24 protein-coding genes are annotated in these 26,082 nt (G+C 55.1%); 16 read left to right on the top strand and 8 right to left on the bottom strand.

The window, feature by feature from the left end; genetic code table 11:
• The first annotated feature begins 58 nt into the window (after positions 1 to 58).
• From pmbA to PYR66_21040, 12 genes are all read left to right on the top strand, one after another.
• Entirely contained in the window at positions 59 to 1,411 is a 1,353-nt protein-coding gene (pmbA, locus tag PYR66_21095) for a metalloprotease PmbA (GenBank protein WEF27745.1), read from the top strand.
• A 64-nt stretch (positions 1,412 to 1,475) separates the two neighbouring features.
• Positions 1,476 to 1,862, top strand: a complete 387-nt coding sequence (gene cybC / locus PYR66_21090) for a cytochrome b562 (GenBank protein ID WEF27744.1) — start codon at positions 1,476 to 1,478, stop codon at positions 1,860 to 1,862.
• Between the two features lie 289 nt (positions 1,863 to 2,151).
• Positions 2,152 to 2,490 carry a PRD domain-containing protein gene (locus tag PYR66_21085; GenBank protein WEF30516.1) on the top strand — a complete coding sequence of 113 codons (339 nt, stop codon included), beginning with the start codon at positions 2,152 to 2,154 and terminating at the stop codon, positions 2,488 to 2,490.
• Between the two features lie 10 nt (positions 2,491 to 2,500).
• The gene (locus PYR66_21080; protein WEF27743.1) at positions 2,501 to 2,863 is read left to right on the top strand and encodes an SFCGS family glycine-rich protein; all 363 of its coding nucleotides are present in this window, start codon (positions 2,501 to 2,503) and stop codon (positions 2,861 to 2,863) included.
• Between the two features lie 2 nt (positions 2,864 to 2,865).
• Positions 2,866 to 3,165, top strand: coding sequence for a DUF4312 family protein (locus PYR66_21075; protein ID WEF27742.1), 300 nt, complete (start codon positions 2,866 to 2,868; stop codon positions 3,163 to 3,165).
• A 21-nt stretch (positions 3,166 to 3,186) separates the two neighbouring features.
• The gene (locus tag PYR66_21070; protein ID WEF27741.1) at positions 3,187 to 3,963 is read left to right on the top strand and encodes a DUF4311 domain-containing protein; all 777 of its coding nucleotides are present in this window, start codon (positions 3,187 to 3,189) and stop codon (positions 3,961 to 3,963) included.
• A 13-nt stretch (positions 3,964 to 3,976) separates the two neighbouring features.
• Positions 3,977 to 4,621, top strand: coding sequence for a DUF4310 family protein (locus PYR66_21065; protein ID WEF27740.1), 645 nt, complete (start codon positions 3,977 to 3,979; stop codon positions 4,619 to 4,621).
• Between the two features lie 114 nt (positions 4,622 to 4,735).
• Positions 4,736 to 5,869 (top strand): amidohydrolase/deacetylase family metallohydrolase, encoded by a 1,134-nt coding sequence (locus PYR66_21060; GenBank protein WEF27739.1) that lies wholly within the window; start codon positions 4,736 to 4,738, stop codon positions 5,867 to 5,869.
• Complete coding sequence (locus tag PYR66_21055; GenBank protein ID WEF27738.1) at positions 5,853 to 6,971, top strand: DgaE family pyridoxal phosphate-dependent ammonia lyase; 1,119 nt, start codon at positions 5,853 to 5,855, stop codon at positions 6,969 to 6,971. Before PYR66_21060 ends, PYR66_21055 begins: the two co-directional genes overlap by 17 nt.
• Positions 6,968 to 7,708 carry a KDGP aldolase family protein gene (locus tag PYR66_21050; protein ID WEF27737.1) on the top strand — a complete coding sequence of 247 codons (741 nt, stop codon included), beginning with the start codon at positions 6,968 to 6,970 and terminating at the stop codon, positions 7,706 to 7,708. Before PYR66_21055 ends, PYR66_21050 begins: the two co-directional genes overlap by 4 nt.
• A 70-nt stretch (positions 7,709 to 7,778) precedes the next feature.
• Positions 7,779 to 8,933 carry a lactonase family protein gene (locus PYR66_21045; GenBank protein WEF27736.1) on the top strand — a complete coding sequence of 385 codons (1,155 nt, stop codon included), beginning with the start codon at positions 7,779 to 7,781 and terminating at the stop codon, positions 8,931 to 8,933.
• Positions 8,934 to 8,955: 22 nt separating this feature from the next.
• Entirely contained in the window at positions 8,956 to 10,866 is a 1,911-nt protein-coding gene (locus PYR66_21040; protein ID WEF27735.1) for a PRD domain-containing protein, read from the top strand.
• An 11-nt stretch (positions 10,867 to 10,877) separates the two neighbouring features.
• Here the strand turns inward: PYR66_21040 and nrdG are convergent, their stop codons facing one another.
• The 3 genes from nrdG to PYR66_21025 all read right to left on the bottom strand — a co-directional run bounded on the left by nrdG (position 10,878) and on the right by PYR66_21025 (position 14,717).
• A complete protein-coding gene (nrdG, locus tag PYR66_21035; protein ID WEF27734.1) occupies positions 10,878 to 11,342 on the bottom strand; it encodes an anaerobic ribonucleoside-triphosphate reductase-activating protein in 465 nt (154 codons plus the stop codon).
• 137 nt (positions 11,343 to 11,479) lie between these two features.
• Positions 11,480 to 13,618, bottom strand: a complete 2,139-nt coding sequence (gene nrdD, locus PYR66_21030; GenBank protein ID WEF27733.1) for an anaerobic ribonucleoside-triphosphate reductase — start codon at positions 13,616 to 13,618, stop codon at positions 11,480 to 11,482.
• Between the two features lie 355 nt (positions 13,619 to 13,973).
• On the bottom strand, positions 13,974 to 14,717 hold the full coding sequence (locus PYR66_21025; GenBank protein WEF27732.1) for a MurR/RpiR family transcriptional regulator: 744 nt from the start codon (positions 14,715 to 14,717) through the stop codon (positions 13,974 to 13,976).
• A gap of 307 nt (positions 14,718 to 15,024) precedes the next feature.
• Between PYR66_21025 and PYR66_21020 the strand changes: the two genes are divergently transcribed.
• The 3 genes from PYR66_21020 to celB all read left to right on the top strand — a co-directional run bounded on the left by PYR66_21020 (position 15,025) and on the right by celB (position 18,065).
• Positions 15,025 to 15,288 (top strand): PTS sugar transporter subunit IIB, encoded by a 264-nt coding sequence (locus PYR66_21020; GenBank protein ID WEF30515.1) that lies wholly within the window; start codon positions 15,025 to 15,027, stop codon positions 15,286 to 15,288.
• 91 nt (positions 15,289 to 15,379) lie between these two features.
• Positions 15,380 to 16,687 carry a 6-phospho-beta-glucosidase gene (locus PYR66_21015; protein WEF27731.1) on the top strand — a complete coding sequence of 436 codons (1,308 nt, stop codon included), beginning with the start codon at positions 15,380 to 15,382 and terminating at the stop codon, positions 16,685 to 16,687.
• 25 nt (positions 16,688 to 16,712) lie between these two features.
• Positions 16,713 to 18,065: a PTS cellobiose transporter subunit IIC gene (gene celB, locus PYR66_21010; protein ID WEF27730.1), complete on the top strand. Its 1,353-nt coding sequence runs from the start codon at positions 16,713 to 16,715 to the stop codon at positions 18,063 to 18,065.
• A 67-nt stretch (positions 18,066 to 18,132) separates the two neighbouring features.
• Here the strand turns inward: celB and PYR66_21005 are convergent, their stop codons facing one another.
• Genes PYR66_21005 through PYR66_20990 form a run of 4 tightly spaced genes read right to left on the bottom strand, consistent with a single transcriptional unit; the run spans position 18,133 to position 24,431 of the window.
• The gene (locus tag PYR66_21005) at positions 18,133 to 18,705 is read right to left on the bottom strand and encodes a fructose PTS transporter subunit IIA (protein WEF27729.1); all 573 of its coding nucleotides are present in this window, start codon (positions 18,703 to 18,705) and stop codon (positions 18,133 to 18,135) included.
• A 1-nt stretch (position 18,706) separates the two neighbouring features.
• Positions 18,707 to 20,416 (bottom strand): sugar phosphorylase, encoded by a 1,710-nt coding sequence (locus PYR66_21000; protein ID WEF27728.1) that lies wholly within the window; start codon positions 20,414 to 20,416, stop codon positions 18,707 to 18,709.
• Complete coding sequence (locus PYR66_20995; GenBank protein WEF27727.1) at positions 20,394 to 23,024, bottom strand: glycoside hydrolase family 38 C-terminal domain-containing protein; 2,631 nt, start codon at positions 23,022 to 23,024, stop codon at positions 20,394 to 20,396. The genes PYR66_21000 and PYR66_20995 overlap by 23 nt, the downstream gene beginning before the upstream one ends.
• Positions 23,025 to 24,431: a fructose-specific PTS transporter subunit EIIC gene (locus tag PYR66_20990; GenBank protein WEF27726.1), complete on the bottom strand. Its 1,407-nt coding sequence runs from the start codon at positions 24,429 to 24,431 to the stop codon at positions 23,025 to 23,027.
• Between the two features lie 181 nt (positions 24,432 to 24,612).
• On the opposite strand from PYR66_20990, the gene PYR66_20985 reads away from it, so the two are divergent.
• Positions 24,613 to 25,281: a MurR/RpiR family transcriptional regulator gene (locus PYR66_20985; GenBank protein WEF27725.1), complete on the top strand. Its 669-nt coding sequence runs from the start codon at positions 24,613 to 24,615 to the stop codon at positions 25,279 to 25,281.
• Here the strand turns inward: PYR66_20985 and PYR66_20980 are convergent.
• Positions 25,276 to 26,022 carry an oligogalacturonate-specific porin KdgM family protein gene (locus PYR66_20980; protein WEF27724.1) on the bottom strand — a complete coding sequence of 249 codons (747 nt, stop codon included), beginning with the start codon at positions 26,020 to 26,022 and terminating at the stop codon, positions 25,276 to 25,278. The two genes, PYR66_20985 and PYR66_20980, sit on opposite strands and share 6 nt — an antisense overlap.
• Positions 26,023 to 26,082 lie beyond the last annotated feature (60 nt).

Raw genomic sequence — 26,082 nt, 5'->3', positions numbered from 1 at the left:
TAAGGCGCGCACTGAAAAACGGTTCTCTGTTAGACTTCAGTTAACTCCTTCTTACATTATGGCATTAGCAATGAAAGTCATCTCTCAAGTTGCACAGCAGCGTAAGACGCTGGAAGAAGCCGTTACCACGGCGTTGGAACTGGCGGCAGGCAAATCCGACGGTGCGGAAGTCTCCGTGAGCAAAACCACCGGCATCAGTGTCAGCACCCGCTACGGTGAGGTGGAGAACGTAGAATTCAATAGCGACGGCGCGCTCGGCATCACCGTCTACCACCAGAATCGCAAAGGCAGCGCCTCCTCAACCGACCTGAGCGCGGACGCCATCGCCCGCACGGTGCAGGCGGCGCTGGATATCGCACGCTACACGTCGCCGGATCCGTTTGCCGGCGTGGCGGATAAAGAATTGTTGGCCTTCGACGCCCCGGATCTGGACTTGTTCCATCCGGCGGAAGTTTCCCCGGACGAAGCCATTGAACTGGCCGCCCGCGCCGAGCAAATCGCGCTGCAGGCCGATAAGCGTATTACCAACACCGAAGGCGGCAGCTTCAATAGCCACTACGGTATTAAAGTCTTCGGCAACAGCCACGGCATGCTGCAAAGCTACTGCTCGACCCGCCATTCGCTCTCCAGCTGCGTGATCGCCGAAGAGAATGGCGATATGGAGCGTGATTACGCTTATACCATTGGCCGCGCGATGGGCGACCTGCAATCCCCGGAATGGGTCGGCAACGAGTGCGCCCGCCGCACGCTGTCGCGCCTGGCGCCGCGTAAACTGTCGACGATGAAAGCGCCGGTTATCTTCGCCAACGAAGTGGCGACCGGGCTGTTTGGCCACCTGGTCGGCGCGATCGCCGGCGGCGCGGTATACCGCAAATCCACCTTCCTGCTCGACTCCCTCGGCAAACAAATCCTGCCGGAGTGGCTGACCATCGAAGAGCACCCGCATTTGCTGAAAGGCCTGGCGTCCACGCCGTTCGACAGCGAAGGCGTGCGCACCGAGCGTCGTGACATCATCAAAGACGGCGTGTTGACCCAGTGGCTGTTGACCAACTACTCCGCGCGCAAGCTGGGGATGAAAAGCACCGGCCATGCGGGCGGCATCCATAACTGGCGCATCAATGGCCGCGGCCTGAGTTTTGAAAAGATGCTTAAAGAGATGGGTACCGGGCTTGTGGTCACCGAATTGATGGGGCAGGGTGTGAGTGGCGTGACCGGCGATTATTCACGCGGCGCATCCGGTTTCTGGGTAGAAAACGGCGAAATTCAGTATCCGGTAAGTGAAATCACCATCGCCGGAAATCTGAAAGATATGTGGCGTAATATTGTCACCGTCGGCGACGATATCGAAACGCGCAGCAATATTCAGTGTGGTTCCGTGCTGCTGCCGGAGATGAAAATCGCTGGTCAATAACCTGTGTGCCGGGCGCGTCCTGCCGCGCCTGCTTGATATCTTCATAATAAAAAGGAAGTGAGCAATGCGTAAAAAACTGTTAGCGATGCTGGCCGTCTCTGCTTTTGCACTCGGTTCTGCATCCGCGTTCGCCGATCTTGGCGAAGACATGGACACCCTGGCGGAAAATCTGCAGGTGGTACAAAAAACCTCAGACGCCGGCGAGCTGAAAGCGGCGCTGACTAAGATGCGTACCGCCGCGGTCGACGCGCAGAAAGAAACGCCGCCGAAGCTGGAAGGCAAAGCGGCCGACAGTGCGGAAATGAAAGATTACCGCCACGGTCTGGAAACGCTGGTTGGGCAGATCGACGGCGCGCTGAAGCTGGCTGATGCCGGTAACCTTAAAGGGGCGCAAGCCGCCGCGGACGAGTTTAAACTCACCCGTAATACCTACCATAAGAAATACCGTTAATTGCCTTTTTCAGGAGGCGTCAGCCGACGCCTCCTGCCTAAAACCCTATCCACATCACAATTTTCCCTTTTTTTGTTCCGGTCTTTCCGCTGCCTTTTTCCGCTAATGCGTTGCCATTGTTGTGATATTCATCACGTCAATTCGTCCATTTATTCATTTTTCCGGTGAATGTGTGGAGTCGATCACGCAGGACGTTTCTCTTTCCACTTCGAAGTGGAAAAGCACTCGCTACAAACTCCTGACCCCTGGCGCTACTTTTAATGCCAGAGACATCAGCGGGGTAACACAAGTGAATAACGGAGCGGTAATAAACGACGTAGGGGATCAGGCAGCGCAGACCGAACGCCTGGCTGACAAGATGCTGCAGCAGGTGTTCGCCTTGCTAAGCCGTCATGACATCGTCCCTAACGACGTTCAGGAGCAAATGCTGACTTCCCACGTGCGGGCCATGGCCCACCGGTCAATCAGCGGCGAACCGCTACCGGAAGTGGATGCTAGCCTGTTCGAAGAGATTTCAGAAGATTCAATGATGCTGGCCCGCGAAGTGGTCGCGCAGTTCGGCAACCTGCCCGATGAAGAGGCCTGGTTGCTGTCCGTTCACTTCGAAGTCGCAAAAGATAACCTGTAAGGAGCAAAACATGGAACAAATCACCGTAGTTATTGGCGACCGTCTGGGTAAAGGCCAAAAAGTCGCGGCAGGTGCAGAAAAAGCCGGCGCGCGCGCAGTGGTCGTCCCTGGCGTTGCGGCAGATATGAAACTTGGCGACATGATGAAAGCGGAAAACGCCACTTTCGGCATCTCCTTCTGCGGCAGCGGCGGCGCAGGCGCGATCACCGCGCAGACCAAGTACGGCTACAAAGCAAAATACGGCATGCGTTCTGTTGAAGAGGGCGTGACCGCCATCAACGAAGGTTGCAATGTGCTGGGCTTCGGCTTCATGGATAAAGAAGAGCTGGGCGAGCGCCTGGTAGAAGCCTGGAAAAAGAAATACGGCGCATAAGTATGAAAGAGCAATTCACCACCACGGTGAGGGTTGCAGGCAAAGGCGAAAGCAAATCACGGGCCTTCGCCGATGCCCTTAACCATGTGCAAGCAGCGGTGATGAAATCGTCATCGCACATCCTACTGCGTATTGAGCCACAGGACGTGACGGTTGTTCATGCGCGCGAAGCGGTACGAAAAGAGGCTTTTCTGTTCATCTTTTTACGCCGTGAACGACGGACCTACAGCGTGGAGCTGGATGTCACCGTCAACGTGACCGCCATCGATCTCGATAAAGTGGATTTCGTCACGCAAACCTGATTGTTACCAAAGGGTCAGATTATGTTCCTGATAATTTTAATAAAATCGCTCATCATCGGCGGCCTGGTCGGCGTCGGCGTGGGCGCCGGAGCGGCACGCATGTTTCACGCACCCACCACACAGGGGATGGGGGCGTTTCGTACGTTGGGCGAGCTGAATTCCTGTGAAGGCGATCCGGCTTCCCACTTCTCCTTTGGCCTTGGCTTCTTCTTTAACGCCTGGGCTTCTTCCGTTGCAGCAGGTTCCTTCACGCAGGACGTTGACCACCGCATTATCCCAAACTGGGGCGCGGCGGCGTTGATGCTGAAAAATCGTAACGTCGGCGAAACGCTGCATGATCCGAGAAAAATGGCAATTGCCTGCGGCATCATCGGCATGATCGTCGTCGCCTTCCTTAACCTGACCGCCTCTTCCGTTCCGGAAGCGCTGCAGGTCACCGCGGTTAAAGTGCTGGTTCCGGCGGCAAACCTGCTGGTGAACACCGTGATGCCGGTTATCTTCTGGCTGGCGGCTATCGATGCCGGTAAAAAATCAGGCTTCTGGGCGACCATTTTCGGCGGCGCGGCACAGCTGATTATGGGGAACGCCGTACCGGGTCTGGTACTGGGTATCCTGATTGGTAAAGGCGTTGAAGAGAGCGGCTGGAACCGGGTGACCAAAGTGATGATGATCGCCATCGTCGCGCTGTTCGTCCTCAGCGGCTTCTTCCGCGGCTTCGACATGAAGATGATTGAATCCTTCCATATGACCGTGCCGAACTGGCTGGACATGATCCACAACTCACTCAGCGGCAAATAACGGGAGCCTGATAATGGAACAGAATAAAGGTTTTTGGTATGCCGACTGGTCGTTCCCGATCTTTGTTGGCCTGCTCTCCGCCGGTGTTTTCGCCGGGACGCACATGTACTACCTGTACGGTATCGGCGCCTTTAACGAAGTGGCCTTCGTGTCGATGCTGCGTTCGGGGATTGATACGGGTTCTTACGGCGCGGTAGCGGCATTCGGCGCGAGCTTCCTGTTCGCCCGTATCATTGAAGGGTCGCTGGTAGGGATCCTGGATATCGGCGGCGCAATTCAGACCGGTATCGGCCTCGGTGTTCCGGCGCTGCTGCTCGGCGCAGGCTTTGTCTTCCCGGTGGCTAACTTCGCCGCTTCGCTGGCAACGGGCCTGATCCTGGGGCTGGCAGTCGGTTACATCATCATTCTGGCGCGTAAGTTCACCATCAACCAGAGCGATTCCACCTACGGTGCCGACGTGATGATGGGGGCCGGTAACGCCTCCGGCCGCTTCCTGGGTCCGTTGATCATCCTCAGCGCGATGACGGCCTCGATTCCAATCGGGATTGGTTCTCTGGTCGGCGCGCTGCTGTTCTACATCTGGCAGAAACCGATCACCGGCGGCGCCATCCTCGGCGCGATGATCCTCGGTTCCATCTTCCCGATTGCGATTAGCTAATCGCCTGATGGCGCTGCGCTTATCCGGCCGACGGGTCAGCACGACATGTCGGCCGGATAAGGGGCTTACGCCGCCATCCGGCAACAGAGACCCCCTTTTCACCAGGAGATAGCTATGTTTGATTTACTCCTGCGCCGTGCGCGCCTCGTCGACGATACCCTGACTGATATCGCCATCCAGGACGGGAAAATCGCGGCGCTGGGCGAGATTAGCGCGCCCTCCCGCAAAACCGTTGACCTGAACGGCAACTACTATGTCAGCGCTGGCTGGATTGACTCCCACGTTCACTGCTACCCGAATTCGCCGATTTATCACGATGAGCCGGATAGCGTGGGCATCGCCACCGGCGTCACTACCGTGATTGATGCCGGCAGCACCGGCGCGGACGACGTTGATGATTTCTATCAGCTAACCCGCACAGCGGCGACGGAGGTTTATGCGCTGCTTAATATCTCCCGCGTCGGGCTGATTGCGCAGAACGAGCTGGCCAATATGGCCAATATTGATGCCGATGCGGTGAAGCAGGCGGTACAACGTTATCCTGATTTTATCGTCGGCCTGAAAGCGCGGATGAGCAGCAGCGTGGTCGGCGAAAACGGCATTACGCCGCTGGAACGCGCCAAGGAGATTCAGCAGGAAAACGGCGATCTGCCGCTGATGGTACACATCGGCAATAACCCGCCGAACCTCGATGAAATCGCCGATCTACTGAGCAGCGGCGACATCATCACCCACTGCTATAACGGCAAGCCGAACCGTATTCTCAACCCTGCTGGCGAACTGCGCAGTTCGATCACCCGCGCCCTGCAGCGCGGCGTGCGCCTCGACGTGGGTCACGGCACCGCCAGCTTCAGCTTTGAGGTGGCGCGCCGGGCGATTGCGATGGGCATTCTGCCGCACACCATCAGCTCCGATATTTACTGCCGTAACCGTATCGACGGCCCGGTGCGCTCGCTGGCGCTGGTGATGTCGAAATTCCTCGCTATCGGCATGACGCTGCCGCAGGTCATTGATTGTGTGACCGTCAGCGCCGCCGAAGGGCTGCGTCTGCCGCGTAAAGGGCGGCTGGATGTCGGCTACGACGCGGATTTAACGCTATTTAGCCTCGAACATGCGCCAACGCTGCTGGTGGATGCGGAAAAAGAGAGCCTGCAGGCTGACAACATTCTGGTGCCGTTGGCCGCGATTCGCGCGGGCAAGGGCTATCTGACCGAACAAGGGAGCGCGGAAAATGCCTTCAATTTTTGAAAAATATCATTTAAAACAAGTTATTAATACTTCGGGCCGTATGACGGCGCTGGGCGTTTCCACGCCGCGTCCGGAAGTGGTCGAAGCCGCGATGGCGGGCATGAACCAGTACTTTGAAATGAAAGACCTGGTGAATAAAACCGGCGAGTACATTGCCAAACTGCTGGATGTAGAAGGGGCGACCGTCGTCTCTTGCGCTTCGGCGGGCATTGCCCAATCAGTGGCGGCGGTGCTGGTGAAAGACAGCGACTGGCTGCTGGAAAACCTGCACGTCACGCCGGTTGAGAACAACGAAATTGTTCTGCCGAAGGGCCACAACGTGAACTTCGGCGCGCCGGTCGGCACCATGGTGGCGCTGGGCGGCGGTAAGCTGGTGGAAGCGGGTTATGCCAACGAATGCTCCGCCGATCAACTGGCGGCGGCGATTACCCCGCGTACTGCGGCGATTTTGTATATCAAATCTCACCATTGCGTGCAGAAAAGCATGCTCAACGTGGCGCAGGCTGCGGAAGTGGCGCGTCAGCATCACTTACCGCTGATCGTCGATGCGGCGGCGGAAGAAGATCTGCACTGCTACTACCGTATGGGCGCCGACCTGGTGATCTACAGCGGCGCGAAAGCGATTGAAGGGCCGACCAGTGGGCTGGTTGTCGGGAAAACCCAGTATGTTGAATGGGTGAAACGCCAGTCGATGGGTATTGGCCGCGCGATGAAAGTGGGTAAAGAGGGGATTCTCGGCCTGACCTGCGCGATTGAGCATTATCTGACGGCGACCAAAGAGAGCGGCCAGGAGATGGTGGCGAAAATGACGCCGTTTATCGAGCAGCTCAACACCCTCAACGGCGTGAGCGCGCGGGTGGTGTGGGATAGCGCGGGCCGCGATATCGCTCGTGCCGAAATTAAATTTGATGAGGCGGTGACCGGCGTCAATACCGGCGATCTGGTCAACGCGTTGAAACAGGGCGAATACGCCATTTACTTCCGTGGCTATAAAGCCAATGAAGGCATTATCGAAGCCGATGTCCGCAGCGTGAACGCGCAGCAGCTGGAGGTGGTTTCCCGCCGCATCGCTGAAGTTCTGAACAAGGAGAAAAAAGCATGAAACTGACCCCTAATTTTTACCGTGACCGCGTGTGCCTGAACGTACTGGCAGGCAGCAAAGACAACGCCCGCGAAATCTACGACGCGGCGGAAGGTCACGTACTGGTCGGCGTGCTCTCCAAAAACTATCCGGATGTCGCCAGCGCGGTGGCCGATATGCGTGAATACGCGAAGCTGATTGATAACGCGCTCTCCGTAGGGCTGGGCGCGGGCGACCCGAATCAGTCGGCAATGGTGAGCGAAATTTCTCGCCAGGTGCAGCCGCAGCACGTCAACCAGGTATTCACCGGCGTGGCGACCAGCCGCGCGCTGCTGGGGCAGAACGAAACCGTGGTTAATGGGCTGGTTTCACCGACCGGCACGCCGGGCATGGTGAAGATTTCTACCGGTCCACTGAGCAGCGGCGCGGCGGATGGGATTGTTCCGCTGGAAACCGCCATTGCGCTGTTGAAAGATATGGGCGGCAGCTCAATCAAATACTTCCCGATGGGCGGCCTGAAGCATCGCGCTGAGTTCGAAGCCGTCGCCAAAGCCTGCGCCGCGCATGATTTCTGGCTGGAGCCGACCGGCGGTATCGATCTGGAAAACTACAGCGAGATCCTGAAAATCGCGCTGGACGCTGGCGTGAGTAAAATCATCCCGCACATTTACAGCTCGATTATTGATAAAGCCAGCGGTAACACCCGTCCGGCTGATGTTCGCCAACTGCTGGAGATGACCAAACAGTTAGTGAAGTAGCGTTACCCCCTCTCCCTCCCTCGAACGGGGGAGGGGAATTATCCCCCTACTGAATCATCAAGGAGTTGCTATGCCTGTCGCTCGTCACCTGCTTGTCGCTTCACTGTCCCTGCTTGCCGTCGGCGCCTCTGCCGCGCAAACCCACTACGCCTGGATTGGCACCTATAATCCCAATGGCGAAGGTCTGTACCGTTTTACCGTCGATGCCAAAACCGGCGCCCTGCACGATAAATCGCTGGTGAGTTCGTTGCCGAACGTCGCGCAGCTGACCATATCGCGCGATGGCAAAACGCTGTATGCCGCCAGTGAAGTCGAGAAAGGCGTGGTGCAGGCGTGGCGCATTGAGAAGAACGGCGAACTGACCGATCTCAACCAGGTCGCCTCAGGCGGCGCCGGGCCGGTTTATCTCTCCCTGACTCCGGATGGCAAATATCTGCTGGTGGCCAACTATGTTAGCGGCAGTACCGCCGTGCTACCGGTGAAAGAAGATGGTAGCCTGGGAGAGGCAGCCGATGTGCATCAGGATGAAGGTCCGGCAGGGGCGGAACGCCCGGCGGCGGCCGTCGAGGGCAGCTTTGCGGTTAGCGATCACAATGGCCCGCATGCGCATATGATCGCCACCGATCCCAGCGGGAAATATGTTTATTCCACCGATCTGGGATTGGATCGGATCTATCAGTACCGGCTGGATAGCGCCAGCGGCAAGCTGACGCCGAACGATCCGCCGTTTATCGCCGCCTCTTCGCCGGGAGCCGGCCCGCGTCACTTCGTCTTTACGCCGAAGGGCGACGGCATGTGGCTGATTAACGAAGAAGCATCGACGCTGACCTTCTATCATCTTGATAAGCAAAGCGGTCTGCTGCGCGAAGGCAAAACCGTCTCCGCGCTGCCGAAAGAGTATAAAGGCACCAGCTTTGCCGCTGGTCTGGTCCTGAGCAACGACGGTAAGCAGCTGTACGTCGCCAACCGCCTGCATAACAGCATCGCTCACTTTACCGTGCTGGCCGACGGCAGCCTGAGCCACCAGGAAGATATCTGGACGCGTGGGGATTACCCCCGCACGCTGACGCTGGATAATCAGGGGCAGTGGCTGTACGTCATGAACCAGCGTAGCGATAATATTACCCGCTTCAGCGTGGCGCCGAAGGATGGCAAATTGACCTTTGCCTCTGACTATACGCCGGTCGGCAGCCCGTCGCAGATGGTGATATCCGCTCAACCCTGAGCCGTAAGAACAAGGAACTGACATGCGATTTCCCAACCAACGCTTAGCGCAATTATTCACTCTGCTGCGAAATGAAACGCTGCCGCAGGATGAGCTGGCGCAACGCCTGTCGGTTTCTACCCGTACCGTGCGCGCCGATATTACCGCGCTGAATGCGCTACTGGCGCAATATGGCGCGCAGTTTATTCTCAACCGCGGCAGTGGTTATCAGCTAAAGATTGATGACCCATCGAGCTTCCAGGCGCTGGAAGAGACGGCGCCAAAGGCGCAGCACGTCCCGCGTACTGCCCAGGACCGTATCAACTTTTTACTGGTGCGTTTTTTGACTTCGCCGTTTTCCATCAAGCTGGAAGATCTGGCGGATGAGTGGTTCGTCAGCCGCGCCACATTGCAGAACGATATGGTTGAGGTGCGCGAGCGTTTCCAGCGCTATCAGCTGACCCTTGAAACGCGCCCGCGTCACGGCATGAAGCTGTTTGGCAGTGAGATATCGATTCGCGCTTGCCTGACCGATCTGCTGTGGGATCTGACCCAGCAGGGCGGAATTAATCCGCTGATCAGCGCCGAGGCGCTGGAAGCCGATGTGCCTGAGCAACTGGCGCCGGTGTTGCAAGAGACGCTCACTCGTCACCATATTCGCCTCACTGACGTTGGCGAGCGTTTTATCTGCTTGTACGGCGCGGTGGTCGTGCGCCGCGTCAGCGAAGGCTACCCGCTGGCGGATTTTAGCGCCGAAGACGTCGCGCAAAACGTCCGCGATGCCGCGCGCGATCTGGCAAACGAACTACAGCGGCTGGCCGGTAAACCCTTATCGCCCGCCGAAGAAGAGTGGCTGTGCGTGCATATCGCCGCTCGCCAGGTGCAGGATGTTGATCCGGAAACTATCAGCGCCGACGATGACGAGGCGCTGGTGAATTACATCCTGCGCTACATCAACAGCCAGTATAACTACAACCTGTTGGATGACGCCCAACTGCACGCCGATCTGCTGACCCACATTAAGACCATGATCACCCGCGTGCGCTATCAGATAATGATCCCCAACCCGCTGCTCGATAACATCAAGCAGCACTACCCGATGGCCTGGGATATGACCCTTGCCGCGATCTCCAGTTGGGGGAAATACACGCCTTATACCATCAGTGAAAACGAAATCGGCTTCCTGGTGCTGCATATCGGCGTTGGGCTGGAACGTCACTACAACATCGGCTATCAGCGCCAACCGCATGTGCTGCTGGTATGTGACACCAGCAATGCGATGGTGCGGATGATCGAAGCGATCCTGCAACGCAAATATCCGCAGCTGGAGATCGCCGCCACCCTTTCACAGCGCGAGTATGAACAACGGGAAGCGATCGATGAGGATTTTGTCATCTCGACCGTGCGCATCAGCGAAAAAGACAAACCGGTGGTGACCATCGCGCCGTTCCCGACCGACTATCAGCTGGATCAGATCGGCAAGCTGGTGCTGGTGGATCGTACCCGCCCGTGGATGTTGAACAAATACTTCGATGCCGCTCATTTCCAGGTGATCGATACACCGCTGGATCAGCAAACGCTGTTTGCCGAGTTGTGCCGGCAACTGGAGCAAGAAGGTTTTGTCGATGCAGAATTTCATGATTCGGTGGTCGAGCGTGAAGCGATTGTCAGCACTATGCTGGGCGATGGCATTGCGTTGCCGCACGCCCTTGGCCTGCTGGCGAAAAAAACAGTGGTCTATACCGTTATCGCCCCGCAGGGTATCGCCTGGGGCGATGAAACCGCGCATATCATCTTCTTGCTGGCCATCAGCAAGAGCGAGTACGAAGAGGCGATGGCCATCTACGATATTTTCGTCACGTTCCTGCGTGAGCGCGCCATGAGCCGCCTCGCCGCGACCCGCAGCTTCGATGAGTTTAAAACGGTGGCGATGGAGTGCGTCAGCCGGTTTTGAAGTGAAAGCCACTATCGCAAATGATGCACGACCTGGTTGCTGCTGCCGCGCCAGATAAGCGCCGGGTCTTTTAAATCCTGTACGAACTTACCATCGACCAGCACGTTGATCAGGTTAACTACCTGCATCTGCGCGTCGTTCAGCTCATCAAGCTTATAGCCAGTCCAGACCCAGATATCTTTACCTGGGCATTCGGCGCGCACGCGCTGTACCAGCTTGAGGATCTCCGCCACGTTCTGCGGATGCAGCGGATCGCCGCCGGAGAGGGAAATACCCTGGCGCTTGATGCGCGTATCGTTGAGGTCGGCGATGATACGGTCGGTCACCTCTGTGGTGAACGGCATGCCGGAATTAACCCGCCAGGTGCTTTTGTTGTAGCACCCGGGGCATTCGTGGACGCAGCCGGAAACAAACAAAGTGCAGCGAGTGCCGGGGCCGTTGACGATGTCAACGGGATAGTACTGGTGATAATTCATTGTTTCCTCTTCTCATTTGACGCTGTAGCGGCGTTGGCTGCGCTCGCTCGCCCGGGCTACGAAGGGCGGCTACGGTCGTTGTAGCCCGGATAAGGCGCTGTGCGCCGCTATCCGGGAGCGGCAATAGAGTGAGGGCTTTAACCGATCTGCCCATTCCCCAGATGCTTAACGCGGCGCTTCACTTCTTCCTGCTTGCCGGCGTTGAACGGACGCGCGTCCGGGCTGCCGAGATAACCACATACCCGGCGGGTCACCGACACGCGGGAGGCGTCATGGTTGCCGCATTTCGGGCAGGTAAAGCCTTTACTGGTGCACTCGAACTCGCCGGTATAACCGCACTCGTAGCATTCATCGATTGGCGTATTGGTCCCGTAATACGGCACATGCTGATAGCTGTAATCCCACACGTCCTCCAGCGCCTTCAGGTTGTGCTGGATATTCGGGTACTCGCCGTAGCAAATGAAACCACCGTTCGCCAGCGGCGGATACGGCGCTTCGAAATCGATTTTATCGTACGGGTTCACCTTCTTCTCGACGTCGAGGTGGAAGCTGTTGGTGTAGTAGCCTTTCTCGGTCACGCCTGGCACCACGCCGAATTCGGCGGTGTCGAGTCGGCAGAAGCGATCGCACAGGTTCTCGCTCGGCGTACTGTAAAGGCTGAAGCCGTAGCCGGTCTCTTCCTTCCACTGCTCAACGGCGTCGCGCAGACGCTGAACGATAGCGATGCCTTTTTCACGCAGCGCTTCGCTGTCGTACATATGCTGATTGCGGTACAGCGCGTTGATGGTCTCGTGAATACCGATGTAGCCCAGGGAAATCGACGCGCGGCCGTTCTTGAAGATCTCCGCGACATCATCGTCGGCTTTCAGACGCACGCCACAGGCGCCTTCCATGTACAGAATCGGCGCTACGCGGGCTTTCACCCCTTCCAGACGGGCGATACGGGTCATCAGCGCTTTACGCGCCAACTGCAGGCGCTCGTCCAGGCGTTGCCAGAAGGCGGCTTCGTCACCTTTCGCTTCCAGCGCGATGCGCGGTAGGTTGAGGCTGATGACTCCAAGGTTGTTACGCCCATCGTGGACCTGCTCGCCGTTCTCGTTTTCCCACACCCCGAGGAAGCTGCGGCAGCCCATCGGCGTTTTGAACGAACCGGTGACTTTCACCACCTGATCGTAGTTGAGGATATCCGGATACATGCGCTTGCTGGCGCACTCTAATGCCAGTTGTTTGATGTCGTAGTTCGCATCGCCAAACTTGTGGTTCAGACCGTCGCGAATGGCGAATACCAGTTTCGGGAACACCGCGGTTTTACGGTTTTTACCGAGACCGGCAATGCGGTTGCGCAGAATCGACTGCTGGATCAGGCGCGATTCCCAACTGGTGCCAAGGCCGAAACCAAAAGTGACGAACGGCGTCTGGCCGTTGGCGGTATGCAGCGTATTCACTTCATATTCCAGCGACTGGAAAGCGTCGTAGCACTCTTTTTCGGTACGTGCGTGCGCGTAGCCTTTGGCATCCGGGATCTGCCACTCTTCGGCAATTTTACGATGCTTTTTGAAGCTTTCAGCGACGAACGGCGCCAGCACTTCATCGATACGGTTAATGGTGGTGCCGCCGTAAATATGGCTGGCGACCTGGGCGATGATCTGCGCCGTCACCGCAGTGGCGGTAGAGATAGATTTCGGCGGCTCAATTTCGGCGTTACCCATTTTAAAGCCGTGGGTCAGCATGCCTTTCAGATCGATCAACATGCAGTTGAACATCGGGAAGAACGGCGAGTAGTCGAGATCGTGATAGTGGATCTCGCCGCGTTCGTGGGCCTGCACCACGTCGCGCGGCAGCAGGTGCTGGCGAGCATAGTGTTTCGCCACGATACCGGCCAGCAGATCGCGCTGAGTCGGGATCACTTTACTGTCTTTGTTGGCGTTTTCGTTAAGCAGCGACGAGTTGGTTTGCTCGACCAGACCGCGAATTTCCTGGTTGAGGCGGCCGCGCTTTTCACGCTCGATATCGCGGTCATGGCGATATTCGATATAGGCGCGGGCCAATTGTTTCCACGGGCCGGACATCAGCTGGTTTTCAACGGCGGTTTGGATATCGTTGATATCGACCTGAGCGCGGTCCTGCATTTGCTGGCTAACGACTTCTGCGACGGTGGCGCAATAGTCTGCGTCATCGACTCCCGCTGCTTTAGCTGCACGCAGAATTGCTTCTTTAATGCGCTCTGACTTGAACGGCACTTTACAGCCATCACGTTTCATCACATGCGGTGTCATGATCACTCCATATATAGAACAGGTTATCCACAGAGGCGGAAGGTTTCCCGAAAGCGCGGCGCGCTACGACTGGCAGCGTTTGCCTTCGAATCCGGCCCTTTTTATCCACATCTCATCACCGCCAACAACGACAAGATATGGTGACATAATAGACGATTAATACAATATGTAGGGCCGGGACGCATTTTAAGTTCTATATGTAGTGATTTGCATCAAAGATGTTTGCGATTTTATTGACCCAGAACAAGGTAAAAAGGTGAGAGTACGGATGGTGGGCACTGGCGTGAAATGTAAATTTAGATGCTTAAAATATAAGCAAAAATCGGGCCCGGCCGATAGCTGGCCGGGCAAAAAGTCAGGCAATCAAGGTATCATTAAGCAGATCCACCAGCAGTAGCAGTGCATAACGGGCCTGTTGTGGATTGGCGGGAAGCGGAAGAATGGCGGTGGCCATATTGGCAAGCGCGTGCTGTTCCGGCGTCAGGGCGATAATGGTCACCCCCTGCGTGCGCGCCTGCAGCGTCGCGCTCTGCAATACGGCGTTGGCCTCGGCGGTGGCCAGCACCAGCAGGAGGTGATCGTCATTGAGGGTGCAGGCGGTCATCCGCATTAGCGCGGCATCCTGGCAAAGATTGATGGCGATGCCGGACGGCAGCAACTGATGCTGTAGCAGCGCCGCCAGCGCCCCGTCCTGCGCGCCGAGGGCGAAGCAGTGCACCGCGCGGGCACTCAGCAGGCACGACTTGCACTTTTCTACCGCTGCTTCCGCGGTGTGGCCGAGCTGGCGGGTCAGCGTATCGCCCAGATAGCTTAGCTTGTCGCGCCAGGCGGCGGGCAGGGCGGCGCTATCCGGCGTCAGCCAACTGGCGCGCCGTTCGCTGGCCTGCGCCAGCTGCTTACGTAAATCGCGAATATCATCACAGCCCACCGAGCGGGCGAAGCGGGTGATGGTGGCCGGGCTGACCCCGGCGCTGGCGGCCAGTTCATCAATGGAGGCGCTGGCGGTAAAGCTAAGATTTTCCAGAATAAAGGCGGCGACGCGCGACTCCTGAGCGCTAAAGCGGACTAATCCTTCCTGTAACTGACCAACGATATCCATCCTGATGTTCCCTTTCTGCAGAACCCGGCTTTGAAAATATTTTTCACTTATCGAATGTCGTTCTTTATAGCACCAGTGCTGGATATTTCCTATGGCTGCCGCTGCTATTCAACAGTCGCGTGGTGTAATAATGCGCAAAAATTGAGCCTTGATCACATCGGTGAAAATTATTTTCATATAGCCTTCACTATCACACAATATTAACAATATAGTCATACAGGCCCTGAGGGCTGAAGCGATAAACAAGCAAAGGGGAAGCGTAATGCCACGAATCGTACTCTGTTGTGCCGCAGGTATGTCCACCAGCATGCTGGTGAATAAGATGAAAGCGGAAGCCCAGCAACGCGCGCTGTCGCTGGAGATCTATGCGGTGGCAGTGGCGGAATTTGAACGCGAGCTACCGAACGCCGACGTGATTCTGCTGGGGCCGCAGGTCAAATACGAAGCCGGACGCCTGACCGCGCTGGCGGCGCCGCAGGGTAAAGCGGTCGCGGTTATCGATATGGCCGACTACGGCATGATGCGCGGCGCCGCGGTGCTGGATAAAGCGCTGGCCCTGCTCGAACACTAATTTTCTCATCCCATTTTTATCATCATCACGCGCGGTCCTGACGATCGTGCGCGGTTCTCTGCATGCCGAAAAGATGCGAATAGAGGTCACTATGCAAGCACTGAAAATCGCCGTTATCGGCGGCGGCAGTAGTTACACGCCGGAGCTTATTGAAGGGATTATCGTTCGTTATGAACAGCTTCCGGTCACGGAGCTGGCGCTGGTGGATGTGGAATCCGGTAAGGAAAAGGTCGAGATCATTGCCGCGCTGACCCGGAGGATGCTGAAACATAAAGGGCTGGAACAGGTGGTGGTTAGCGTTCATTTTACGCTCGACGAGGCGATCCGCGGTGCCCGCTTTGTGCTGACTCAGTTGCGCGTCGGACAGCTGGCGGCGCGCGCCGCCGACGAACGACTGGGGCTTAAATACAACCTGCTGGGCCAGGAGACCACCGGCGTTGGCGGATTCGCTAAAGCGCTGCGCACGATCCCGGTGATCCTTGAAGTGGCGCGCAAAGTGGAACAGCTGGCGCCGGAGGCTTTTATTCTCAACTTCACTAACCCGGCAGGGATCGTCACCGAAGCGGTCAGCCGCTACAGCAAGGCGAAGATCATCGGGTTGTGCAACGTGCCGATCAATATGCAGCATATGATCGTTGGCATGCTGGGCGCGCGGGAGTCTGAGGTCAAACTGCGTTTTGCCGGGCTGAACCATATGGTCTGGGTGCACAAGGTGATGCAGGGACGCGAGGATGTGACCGGCAAGGTGATTGAGATGCTGTGCGACGGTAAGGCGCTGTCGATGAATAACATCAAAGAGCTGCCGTGGCCGGCGGAATTCTTGCGTGCGCTGAAGGCGATTCCGTGCCCCTATCACCGCTATTTCTGGCTGACGCCGGCGATGCTGGCGGAAGAGATCGCCGCGGCGAAAAGCAAAGGCACCCGCGCCGAGCAGGTGATGAAGGTCGAGCAGGAACTGTTTGCGCTGTACGCCGACCCACAGCTGGCAGAAAAACCAGAACAGCTGAGCTTCCGCGGCGGCGCGTACTACTCGGAAGTGGCCGTCGAGCTGATTAACGCCATCCATAACAATCTTGGCGCGGAGATGGTGGTGAATACCCGCAACAACGGCGCGATCCACGGGCTGGATGATGATGCGGTCGTCGAAACCAACAGTATTATCGATGCGCAGGGCGCGCGTCCGCTGGCGTTCGGCGCGCTGCCGCCAGCGATGAACGGCCTGACCCAGCAGGTGAAAGCCTTTGAGCGGCTGACGATTGAAGCCGCAGTACACGGCTGCCGCGATAGCGCGCTGTTGGCGCTGGTGACCAATCCTCTGGTCGGTAACGTCACCGATGCCCAGGCGCTGCTGGATGAAGTATTAACCATAAACCGTCAATGGCTGACGCAATTTAACTGACCGCATTTCCCTCGGGGAGCACACCATGTCGAATACAAGCTGGATTGAACGTTACGTCATGCCGGCGGCGCTGAAAATCGCCGGGCAAAAGCACGTCCTGTCGGTGCGCGACGGCATCATTCTGAATATGCCGTTTATGCTGATTGGCTCGTTTTTCCTGATTTTCGCCTACCTGCCGATTCCCGGCTATGCCGACATGATGAGCGGCCTGTTTGGCGATGTCTGGCGCGATAAAATGCTGTATCCGGTCAAAGCGACCTACGACATCATGGCGCTGATTTCCAGTTTCGGCATCGCCTACCGATTGGCGGAGAAGTACCGTACCATCGACCCGCTAAGCGCCGGGGCGATGTCGCTGGTGGCCTTCGTGATGACGATTCCGCAGAACACGTTGTTTACCCCGGTACACGGCGCGGCGGAGGTCATTAAAGGGGTGATCCCGGTGAGTATGGTCGGCAGCCAGGGGCTGTTTGTCGCCATCGTCATTTCGCTGCTGTCGACGGAAATTTATCGTTTCGTCGCCAGCCGCAACCTCGTTATCCGTATGCCGGACGGCGTACCACCAGCGGTGGCGAAATCGTTCCTGGCCCTGGTTCCCGGCTTCTGTGTGCTGGCAGTGGTGCTGGCGCTGCGTCTGGCGGTAGAAGCCTCGCCGTTCGGCGACATTAACAGCATGATTGCGACGCTTATCGGTATTCCGATGCACCACGTCGGCGGTACGCTGCCGGGGATGATTATCTCAGTCATTGTGATCGGTATTCTGTGGACGCTGGGGCTGCACGGCGATGCGATTGTGCTGGTGTTTATCCAGCCGGTGTGGCTGTCGAATATGTCGGAGAACCTGACGGCGTTTCAGAACGGCCAGCCGATCCCGCACATTATTACCCAACAGTTTTACGACCTGTGGATCGCGCCCGGCGGTACCGGCGCGTTGCTGGGGCTGGTGATTTTTATGTTACTGCGCAGCCGTAGCCAGCAGATGAAGCAACTGGGCAAAATCGCCGCGCCGGGAGCGCTGTTTAACATCAGTGAGCCCATGGTATTTGGCATCCCGCTGGTGATGAACCCGTACTTCTTCCTGCCGTTTATTTTGACCCCGGTACTGCTGGTGATTGTTTCGTATACCGCGATGGCGACCGGGCTGGTGGCGCCGCCTGCGGGGATTGCATTGCCGTTCACCACGCCGATTTTTATCAGCGGCTATCTGGCGACCGGCGGGCATATTTCCGGCACTGTACTGCAGGTGGTGAATCTCACCATTTCGCTGGTGGTTTATTATCCGTTCTTCCGCGCCTGGGATCGCCTGAAGGCGAAAGAAGAGCATGCCTCGACGCAGCCGGAAGCGAGCGTTGCCATTCCTGACGCCGACCGCGCATAAGGCCCAACCGTACGAACCCGTAGCCCCGGTAAGCGCAGCGCCACCGGGGAGCATGAAAGACACAATACTATGGCGTCCAGTGGAGCCCGGCACTGATAAACGCGGCTCCTGCAATGAGGCCTAACAGAATGGGGATTGCAGGTTTGCTTTTTGGTCGTGCAGCGGGTTCAGGCGTGTTGGGAATGATTTTCTGCGACAGTAGCGCCATTAGCGTATCGGCTGAAGTGGCGTTAAGTATCTGTTGGCGCAGACTATCGTCGACCAGCATTGAAGTGAGTTGTGTTAATAGCTGCATATGTGTACTCCCGGCTTCTGCGGGAGGGATAGCGAGTAGAAACACCAGTTTGACCTCTTCATCTCCTTCCAGGCCGGGCCACATAATCGGATCCTGAAACAACGCGATGCAAAAGGCCGCCTGGCCGACGCTGTCGCATTTTCCATGAGGAACGGCCAGCGTTTCCCCCAGCGCTGTCGGGCCTTCTTTTTCCCGGCGCATCACGCTGGCGATAAAATGATCGGCATGATGAACAATCCCTTGTTGCGCCAGAGATTGCGCCATTTGCTCAATCAATGCATTCGGCGATCGCTGTACTGGATTGATAAAGATCAGTTCGGGGCGTGTCAGTGTAGACAAATCCATGTTATGCCTCCTGAGGGGTATCGGTATTTAGCCAGAGAATTTGCCAGGCATTCAGTTCGCCGGTGCCGGAGAAGCATTCTCCCGTCAGAAGGTCGAGACCGGTTGCAGGCAGCGATAACGGTTGTGAAAAACCGGTAAGATTGACCACGCAATACAGTGTTTCGTGGGTTTGTGGATGATGGCGCACAAGACCGAAAAAGGTGTCGGGAAGGTCTAGTACCCGCTGAGTCGCCTGAGGTGAGAATGCGGCATATTTTCTGCGCAACGTTAACAGCGTCGCCAGGCGAGAAAAGATTCTCGCCCGCAGACTTTTCGGGTTAAGAAGTTCAGTATTCAACGTGGCGAAATCCAGCTTTTGACGATTAATTCGCCGGTTTACTCCTGTTTCAGCCAACCCAACTTGATCATTTTCACTGCCAAACAGACTGTGGTAGTAAATTGCCGGAACGCCGCGCAACATAAACAGGATGGCCTGTGAGGCGACGAATCGGTCTACCTGCGCATCTATGTTTTCTCCAGGCTCGCTTAGCGCACTCAGGTAGTTAATATTGAGTTCATAGGGCGACTGGCTGCCATCGGGATTTGTTTTCCATGAGACTCGCCCATGCTTTCGTTCCACTTCATTGATAAGAAATGCTTTTTCATCCCCATCCAATAGATGTTCCACAGGGCGCAGCCCAATACCGTCATGGCTGGCGAGAAAATTGAAGAATGTGGTGTTTTCGGGGAGAACTTCCTGGTCAAGCGACTGCGCCCACTGGCGTAGCCAGCGCGCATCGCCACGTAGGAATGCGTGTAGCGTCAACGGCGGCAGTGGGAACTGATATACCATATGGGCTTCGTCACCGTTGCCAAAATATTGGATGTTTTCCTGATGAGGAACGTTCGTTTCGGTTATTAACAGGCAGTCCGGGAAGGTCTCTTCCAGTATGACGCGCCAGAGCTTAATAATCTGATGAGTTTGCGCCAGGTGGATACAGCAACTATTTTTCTCCTTCCACAAAAAACCAATGGCATCGAGGCGAATGGCGCGGGCGCCGCAAGCGGCGTATTGAAGCAGGATATCAATGCTTTCCAGCAGTACTTCAGGTTCCCGAAAGTTAAGGTCGATCTGGTCGGCGCTGAACGTTGTCCAGATGTGTACCTTCTCTCCGGATTGCCGCGTGAAGGGGGTTAGCAACGGCAGCGTCCTCGGACGAGTCACCCGGTGGTAATCGGCGTCCGGGTCGGCGCTGATAACATAGTTTTCGTAACGAGGGTCACCCTGCAAGTATCCTTGAAACCAGCGGCTTTGTTGCGAGACATGGTTAATGACAAAGTCAAACATAAGGTTGAAATGGCATGCCAGATCGGCAATATCGTCCCATGTTCCCAGTTCAGGGGCAATTTTCCGGTAGTCCGTCACGCTGAATCCATCATCAGACGTCCAGGGGTACATCGGCAGCAGGTGGATATCGCTTATCACATTCTCGAGCCGGTTCTGTGAAAACCGGCATAACGTCGCGAGCGCGTGCTTATCCGGTGCCGTGATGCTGTCGCCGTAGGCGATCATCCAGACGCGGGTTTGATCGAGCAACGCCGGCTCTCGCGTCTTCTTTTTCCAGTGCTGACACAGTTGGTGAATACGCGTGATAAGCGCGGGGATCTGTGCGGCAGGATAAAGTTGCGCCAGTGTTTTCTCAACGATGTTATTGCGGGCGGATGGATTCATGGTGCTCCTGATGCTCATGATGGCGGAAAAGAAAGTCGCATGTGTTGGCGGGCATGATCGCCGCACAGGGGGAGATAAATTCTTCCAGGTAGTTAACCTGTGGGACACCCTTGAGTGATGGGGGAATGGCTACCGGGGTCGCGCCAGCGTTGAAAATGCGTACGATCGTACCGTCAACTGTCTGTGCATGAGGTATTGCTGACAAGATGAGCGGCTCCGGCAAAGCCAGAAAGCTGAAGTCTGTTGGCATTGAATGGGAATCGAAATTCAGAGTGAAACGATCGAGCCGGTGATCCAGGGTGTTCAGCGTCTGGTGCTGCCAGGCGACAGGCTGGCGTATCACTCTTTGCTCCAGCAGCCTTAAGGTTAGGTGATCGGCTCTTTCCGTCAGCGCTAAGGCCAGGGAAAAGTGCAGGGGCTTTAGTAACTGTGCATCCGGCGTGTGGACAACCGTGTTGTTAATTCCGGAGGCCCGGCCCGGCCGCCATTCAAGATCATCTCGCCCTAATACTCCGGTGGATTTAAAAAGCGTCAGGGCAATTTGAGCAGATGTGTTATGTAAAACCTGAAATTCTTTCATTCCCAGGCTGTTAATGACTAAGGCTTTTCCGGGGGCATCGATGGCGATAATACCGTCGCTGGTCTCTATATCAACGGGCTTTTCACGATAGCGATCGCGCCAGTTTGTCGGCGCATCGGCAATCGGGCGGCGTATGAGCGCAAAAGGTTGGGAGGCGATTGATTCGTGGGTCTGAATATCGCTGTTGATGAGAAGCCGCAGGCGATGATCGCATGCCGTATTGTCCAGATCGAGGTCAATGAACAGGTTTGGTTCGTCCTGGCGTAACTCACAGACGATTTGGACGTTGATGGCACACTTATCCGGCTGGTTTAGCGCAGTAGGTAGAGTCAGCGTCGCCCCCAGCTTCAGGCGTTCAATATGCGGGCTTTTCTCACAGTTGATTGGGTAAAACTCATGAAACAGTGTCGGGTTATTGTCGGGAAGAGGAGAGAAGTCATAGCTGTCGCCCGCATCGGCGCAGTCTTCAAATGCAAGAAGCCCTGTAAGGAGTCTCCCGCTGCGTTTTTCCAGAAGAGAAAGCGAACCAGAGTCCAGCGTTAATCGGTAATATTCATTATCGATGGTCTGTTCGGCCGAAACCTGCATAACAGAGAGGGGCTGTTGTGGCGTTTCATATACCTGAATACTCGTATGGCCCAGGGCGGGAAAAGCGGGTGCCTTAAACGCTATCTGCCAGCGATAGTAAGCCGGGAGTTCGGCTTCTTGCTCTCCTTCGACTGTCAGTTGAACAGTACGACCACCGGGGATTTCTGTTCGCTCAAGTACACTGAATGGCAAGGGTTGTTGGTGGTGATAAAGCGCGATGCTCGGGGTGCGACTATAGAGGACTGTTTTAAATGTTCCTGAATAGGGCGATGCTGTCGGATTAAGGATAAACAACTCTCCTTCCTGGCAACAAGAGAGCGCCATCTCCCTGATCACCAGGTTCCACAGGCTATGGTTCAACTGTTCCGCTTGTTCAAGGCGGTGAAGAATATCGCGATTTGTGGCGTCACTGTTGCAGCCGCCAATGGAGTCGTGCGCATGGCTGCGCAGCAGCTTTTTCCAGATAGTGTCCACCCATTGCAAATTGACGTAGACGCCATGCTGGCGAGCCAACGCGATAGTGGGCTCAAGTGTTCCCAGGAGATACTGCTCGACGTCGTAGTTTTTCTTTTTGATGTCATAACGAACCGAACCGATGGTTTTATGGATTCGGGTATGCCGCGGCGATTTTAGTTCTCCCGCCCAGCGAGCGAACCGATCGCTTTGTTGACGGAGAATGTTTATCCAGGCCTCCAGAGAGTTGATCTGAAAGCGATCGCCATTGGGGGATTGCTGACTGGCAATTTTTAGTATTTTGGGGAGATCCGGATCGATATTGACCTGATCGCCTCCGCAGGGAAGTAGCAAATCTTGCAGGCCGGATCGTTGGCGAATGTGATTCACGATCGGAAATATTTTGCCCTGCAGGTGTTCAGCATCGGGGCAGATGTGTTTTGCTGCGCCATAGCCGCAGGCCATGGCGCAAGCAATGATGCGCGCGCCGGAAGGCGCTTGCCATATAAACTGGCTTTGATTGATGTGAGAGTCATCGTTAACGCCGCGCCAGAATACGAGGTTATCAATACCGCAACCGCGCAGCAGAGTTGGCATTTGCGCGTTATGGCCGAAGGTATCCGGCAGATAACCAACCATCATCGCGTGCCCCAGACTACGCGCGGAGAGCATACCGTACTTCAGGTTGCGGATGATGGATTCGCCGTGAACATTGAAGGTATCCGTCTGGGTATACCACGGGCCGATGAATAGCCGTTTCTCTGTGACCAGGCGGGTTAATCTTTTGCGGTATCCCGGATTGATCGCGAGGAAGTCTTCAACCACGGCGGTCTGCCCGTCTAAGTGATAGCAGGTGTAGTCAGGAGTTTCCTCCAGGGTTTTTATCACATCGGCAAAATTCCAGGTTGCCAGAATGTTGCTGTCCTGGAGTGTGAAATACCATTCCTGATCCCAATGCGTGTGGGCAATGACATGGATCTTGTTCATTTACGTAGGCTCCCGAGTGATTCTGGGGCTGGCATAGAGCACGCCTAAGGCGCAAATGAAGGAACCCGCCAGGACGCTGATGAGATAGCCTGTGACGTTCGTCGCAAGCGGCCAGCCCCATATTGCAGGTAATGGCAAAGACTGTTTCACGCCAAGCGCGATGGCAATAAGCGCCCCGGATATGGCTCCGACCATGAAAACCGGTATCAGACGCGGATTTTTCAGGATGAAAGGGATTGCGCCTTCTGAAATTCCGATCAGGCCGAGTAACAGAGAGGTGCTGCCAACCGTTTTTTCCTCCGTATTAAAAACGACAGGGAGCCCGAAACGGCCGTTGAGAAACACGGCGATACCGACGCCAATCGAGGGGATGACAATCGCGAGCTCTCTGGCAGTTAAATCGAAGGTCTCGCTGACGCCGTTGAGCCCCAGCGCAACGGATCCTGCCGCTTTATTGATAGGCCCGCCGAGATCGAACGCGGTGCCTGCGGCGATCATCATGGAATAGAAACCGCGGCCGGTGTCGCCTGCCGATGTAAAAAAGGTCACCATGGCTTGGTTGATGGCGCCAAAAAAGGGATTTATCAAATACTGCATTACGATCACCAGCGTGATGCCCGTGCATAGTGGAACGAGTAGCATGGTTTTAATCGTAGTGAGCTGAGTGCGTACGTGGATGGTGTCGTTAAGCCACCGCACAAGGTAGCCGACAAAAAAGCCGATAGCGATGGCACCAAAAAAGCCGGAAGGCATAAAACTTTCAATGGCGAAAAAACGTTTGTAGACCTCATCGCACATGATACCGCCAATCAGGCCAGGGATGAGGGCGGGCTTTCCGGCGATAGAGAAGGCGAGATACATAGCGAATACTGGATACATAAACTTGATGACCATGAACCCCAATTTATCCAGCACCTCGAAAGGGGTGCCCGCAATGGGGATTATCTGACCGGTAATTTTAGCCACTGCCATCAACAGACCGCCAAGGACGACGACAGGCAACATATAGCTGATTGCCGCCATGATGTGTCCTATGAATATTTGATAAGCAGAGCGTTCTTCCTCGTTATCCAGAAAGACCTGTTCGCTGCTTTTCCCCATCTCCAGCGCTTTACGTAGATAGCGGTCGGTATGTTTGATGACTTCCTGAGTACGGATTTTCAGATGTGGGACGCTATCAAAACGATCTTCGTCCTGGAGAGGGACATCAGTGGCAAGGATCACCGCGTCCGCAGCCGCAATATCCTGTCGCGAAAGCTTATTTTTTACGCCGTCGCTTCCCTGAGTTTCCACTTTAACATTGATGTTGTTTTCTGTAGCCCAGGCGATGATTTTATTCGCGGCCATAAATGTATGAGCAATGCCTGTTGGGCATGCAGTCACCGCGACGATAGTTCGTTTCGACATATTAATATTCCTGATAATGAACGTGTATTAATTATAAAAACAAAGAAAAGCGGCGATGAATTGTTTGTTCGTACTAATTACGTATCGTGGTACGTAATTGAAAGGAGTGTGATTTTCATTCCAGTGGAAACCAAATTAATTCACTAAAATAAAACGATGTTTAAATAGGGTGGAAATCATTATGAACTCTTTTCAGGGAAGTGAAAGGCTAATATTTGAATATATTCAGTGCCATGCACATGAAATTTCTGATATATCAGCCAAAGTTATCGCGCAGGATACCTTTACCACAACGACATCGGTAAATCGGGTATGTAAAAAAATGGGATATCGTAGCTATACCGAGCTCCGTTATAATTTCTCGCGTGATAGATTGTCTGTGGAGTCACCACGTTCGATGATGTGTGATGAAGAGGAGGGGGTCATTACACGCTTGTGTAACTTATTAATGGATTCCAGCCATATTTATCTATATGCGCGTGGGGCATCATTAACGAGTCTGAATTATCTATCGCGCTTTTTATCACTGGCCAGTTTGCCACATTTAATCCTCAATGATGTTCATCAACTGACTCGGGTATCCCGGGGAACTTTAGTGTTGATTAGCAAATCCGGAGAAACGACATCACTGGTCGATATGGCAAGGAATGCCCTCCGTAAGGGAGTGAAGGTCATTGCCATTACCCGCCGTGATTCAACGTTGGCCTCGGTGGCGACGTTAGTCTGGTCACTGGATGTCGTAATTGACGCTATTTCGTTGTATCAGCGGGAAGGACAACTGGAGCTGTTGACTATCGTGGACCGCATCGGCTGTTATTTATTGCAGCCGATGCAGCGCGGGGAGTTATAGTTGCTTAACAATACCCAGACGAACCGCGTAATCATTTTCATGATGGCCGTCGTCGTTGATATATGTTTTGTCCAGGGACACGAGTTCGACGTAAGGTGTCCAACCATCCTCAAGTTTATAGTTAAACGATAATGTATGTTCCCAGTAGGTATCATCACCGGTACCTTGATCAACACCATCCTGCCAGCGGAAACGTGGATTATATGACATCCCAAACTTACCGATGTTATAGGCAAACCATAAATCAAATTGATGGGATTCACGACGCGTATAACCACTACCGTCTAATTCTCTATCGCTGTGGGAGTCATTCACGGTATTATAACGATAACGCGCTGAGATATTTAAGCCGTTATCAAAGGACTTCCAGCCCTGGATAAACGGTCGATAATGGGTATTGCTGGACGTAAATACTGTTACCAGCCCTGGCGCTACCGCATAGCCATCACCGAGATCAAAGCGCCAACGGGTTTCTATCTCCTCGGCCGCCTCTGTGACACCTTTATCATCCGGATTATTTCTATCGGTATCGCCAAAGAAGGTATCGTTATGGTTTTGTGCAGCTTCAACAGAAAAATAAAATCCGTTATCAGCTTGATGCATGACCTTGATTCTTGAATCATTAAGATCTGACGTTGTATTGTGGCCAAATCGTAGATCGACGGAGGTGTTGCCACACCAACCTTGAGCGCTAATAAGTAATATACTAATACAACCGGTTTTAATAATTGATTTTTTCATAATGCCCTGCTGAGGTAATTAAATTGGCAGGGCTATTTTTGTTTGAATACTTATATTCTG

Source organism: Klebsiella aerogenes, from assembly GCA_029027985.1.
Classification (GTDB): Bacteria; Pseudomonadota; Gammaproteobacteria; order Enterobacterales; family Enterobacteriaceae; genus Klebsiella; species Klebsiella aerogenes_A.
This window is presented reverse-complemented; position numbering and strand designations above follow the sequence as displayed.

What these genes read in the sequence shown, in the direction of transcription:
- pmbA (WEF27745.1), top strand. Translation starts at nt 59, where the DNA reads ATGGCATTAGCAATGAAAGTCATCTCTCAAGTTGCACAGCAGCGTAAG.
- cybC (WEF27744.1), top strand. Translation starts at nt 1,476, where the DNA reads ATGCGTAAAAAACTGTTAGCGATGCTGGCCGTCTCTGCTTTTGCACTC.
- PYR66_21080 (WEF27743.1), top strand. Translation starts at nt 2,501, where the DNA reads ATGGAACAAATCACCGTAGTTATTGGCGACCGTCTGGGTAAAGGCCAA.
- PYR66_21075 (WEF27742.1), top strand. Translation starts at nt 2,866, where the DNA reads ATGAAAGAGCAATTCACCACCACGGTGAGGGTTGCAGGCAAAGGCGAA.
- PYR66_21070 (WEF27741.1), top strand. Translation starts at nt 3,187, where the DNA reads ATGTTCCTGATAATTTTAATAAAATCGCTCATCATCGGCGGCCTGGTC.
- PYR66_21065 (WEF27740.1), top strand. Translation starts at nt 3,977, where the DNA reads ATGGAACAGAATAAAGGTTTTTGGTATGCCGACTGGTCGTTCCCGATC.
- PYR66_21060 (WEF27739.1), top strand. Translation starts at nt 4,736, where the DNA reads ATGTTTGATTTACTCCTGCGCCGTGCGCGCCTCGTCGACGATACCCTG.
- PYR66_21055 (WEF27738.1), top strand. Translation starts at nt 5,853, where the DNA reads ATGCCTTCAATTTTTGAAAAATATCATTTAAAACAAGTTATTAATACT.
- PYR66_21050 (WEF27737.1), top strand. Translation starts at nt 6,968, where the DNA reads ATGAAACTGACCCCTAATTTTTACCGTGACCGCGTGTGCCTGAACGTA.
- PYR66_21045 (WEF27736.1), top strand. Translation starts at nt 7,779, where the DNA reads ATGCCTGTCGCTCGTCACCTGCTTGTCGCTTCACTGTCCCTGCTTGCC.
- PYR66_21040 (WEF27735.1), top strand. Translation starts at nt 8,956, where the DNA reads ATGCGATTTCCCAACCAACGCTTAGCGCAATTATTCACTCTGCTGCGA.
- nrdG (WEF27734.1), bottom strand. Translation starts at nt 11,342, where the DNA reads ATGAATTATCACCAGTACTATCCCGTTGACATCGTCAACGGCCCCGGC.
- nrdD (WEF27733.1), bottom strand. Translation starts at nt 13,618, where the DNA reads ATGACACCGCATGTGATGAAACGTGATGGCTGTAAAGTGCCGTTCAAG.
- PYR66_21025 (WEF27732.1), bottom strand. Translation starts at nt 14,717, where the DNA reads ATGGATATCGTTGGTCAGTTACAGGAAGGATTAGTCCGCTTTAGCGCT.
- PYR66_21020 (WEF30515.1), top strand. Translation starts at nt 15,025, where the DNA reads ATGCTGGTGAATAAGATGAAAGCGGAAGCCCAGCAACGCGCGCTGTCG.
- PYR66_21015 (WEF27731.1), top strand. Translation starts at nt 15,380, where the DNA reads ATGCAAGCACTGAAAATCGCCGTTATCGGCGGCGGCAGTAGTTACACG.
- celB (WEF27730.1), top strand. Translation starts at nt 16,713, where the DNA reads ATGTCGAATACAAGCTGGATTGAACGTTACGTCATGCCGGCGGCGCTG.
- PYR66_21005 (WEF27729.1), bottom strand. Translation starts at nt 18,705, where the DNA reads ATGGATTTGTCTACACTGACACGCCCCGAACTGATCTTTATCAATCCA.
- PYR66_21000 (WEF27728.1), bottom strand. Translation starts at nt 20,416, where the DNA reads ATGAATCCATCCGCCCGCAATAACATCGTTGAGAAAACACTGGCGCAA.
- PYR66_20995 (WEF27727.1), bottom strand. Translation starts at nt 23,024, where the DNA reads ATGAACAAGATCCATGTCATTGCCCACACGCATTGGGATCAGGAATGG.
- PYR66_20990 (WEF27726.1), bottom strand. Translation starts at nt 24,431, where the DNA reads ATGTCGAAACGAACTATCGTCGCGGTGACTGCATGCCCAACAGGCATT.
- PYR66_20985 (WEF27725.1), top strand. Translation starts at nt 24,613, where the DNA reads ATGAACTCTTTTCAGGGAAGTGAAAGGCTAATATTTGAATATATTCAG.
- PYR66_20980 (WEF27724.1), bottom strand. Translation starts at nt 26,022, where the DNA reads ATGAAAAAATCAATTATTAAAACCGGTTGTATTAGTATATTACTTATT.